The 1,304-nt window shown below is 73.8% G+C and carries 1 protein-coding gene; it reads left to right on the top strand.

Annotated features, from left to right (window positions below; all coding sequences use genetic code 11):
• The first annotated feature begins 229 nt into the window (after positions 1–229).
• Positions 230–1,024 carry a bestrophin-like domain gene (locus ACWGIU_RS38020; protein WP_453712673.1) on the top strand — a complete coding sequence of 265 codons (795 nt, stop codon included), beginning with the start codon at positions 230–232 and terminating at the stop codon, positions 1,022–1,024.
• Positions 1,025–1,304 lie beyond the last annotated feature (280 nt).

The raw sequence follows: 1,304 nt of genomic DNA, 5'->3' as shown, positions 1-1,304 counted from the left end.
GACCCAGGCCGTCCAGGACACCAGGACCGCGGTGGGCGTGACCACCCAGGCCACCGACTCCTCCCTCAAGGGCGCCGGTTCGGCCCTGGCCGCCGGCCTCCCGCAGGCGCCCAAGGTCGAGTGACCCGAGCCGCCAGGGCTGCGACCGGCCCGGCACCGCCCGGCTCCCACCCCGCAGAAGCCGTGGCGGAGGCCGGGCTGTCCGGCGGCCGCGCTCGTTGAGCAGGGCATGATCCTCTGGCTGCTCAACCACCTCAGCACCTTCGCCATCGCCGTCGTCGTGGTCGGCGGCCTCACCGGCCTAGCCGTGGCCGGGAGCATGGCCGCCCGCCGCCGGTTCCCGCACCTGGCCCGGGGCGAGCACAACGAGATGGTCGGGGTCGCGCTCGGCATGTTCGGCGCGATCTACGGCATCATCCTCGCCTTCGTCGTCGTCACCCTGTGGACGCAGCGGGAGAACACCGAGAGCATCGTCGCCTCCGAGGCCAGCGAGCTCGCCGCGGTCGTACGCAGCGCCGACGCCTTCCCCGCGGCCGACCGGGCGCGCGTGCACCAGGCGGTGGGCGCGTACACGCACGCCGTCGTCGAGGTGCAGTGGCCGCTGATGCGCGACGGCCGGCCGAGCTTCGAGGCGACCGGCGCGCAGACCCACGGCCTCTACCAGGCCCTCCTTGCGTACGAGCCGCAGGGCCCCCGCGCCGAGACCTTCTACGCCGAAGCGGTCACCCGCCTGAACGACGTCAACGCGCAGCGCCGGGCGCGCGTCACCATGGCCGAGACCTCACTGCCGGTCCTGCTCCAGGTGCTGGTGTACGGGGGCGCGCTGGTGATCGTCCCGCTGACCTTCCTGTTCGGGCTGCGCAGCCTGAAGACGCAGTTGCTCTTCGTATCGGCGGTGGCCGGGCTGATCGGCTTCAGCCTGCTGCTGGTGGTGGTCCTGGACCGCCCCTTCGCGGGGGACCTGAGCGTGACCCCGGCGCCCTACAAGGAGGCGGCTCTGGCGCAGTTCTGGGCCGCCGGCTGAGCGGGCCGCGGACTGTCAAGGCCCGAATTCCAGCGACGTGACGCGATCCGCTCCCTCGGGCTGACTGGAGGCACGGGCTCACCACCCACCGCACGCCTTCACCTCCCGAGGAGCACTCCCATGGCCGGCATCCGTGCCCACACCCAGACCCACCGCCACAGCCGCCGTCTCGTCCTGCTCGTCGTCGTGGCCGCCCTGGCCGCCGCGGGCGCGGGCCTGACCTACGGGGCCCGCGCCGCCCCCGCCACGCCCCGCACCACGCACTCCTCCACCGCTCCGG

This window comes from Streptomyces sp. NPDC054840, from assembly GCF_053611065.1.
This window is presented reverse-complemented; position numbering and strand designations above follow the sequence as displayed.

Coding starts and splice junctions, on each gene's coding strand:
- ACWGIU_RS38020 (WP_453712673.1), top strand. CDS start 230: ATGATCCTCTGGCTGCTCAACCACCTCAGCACCTTCGCCATCGCCGTC.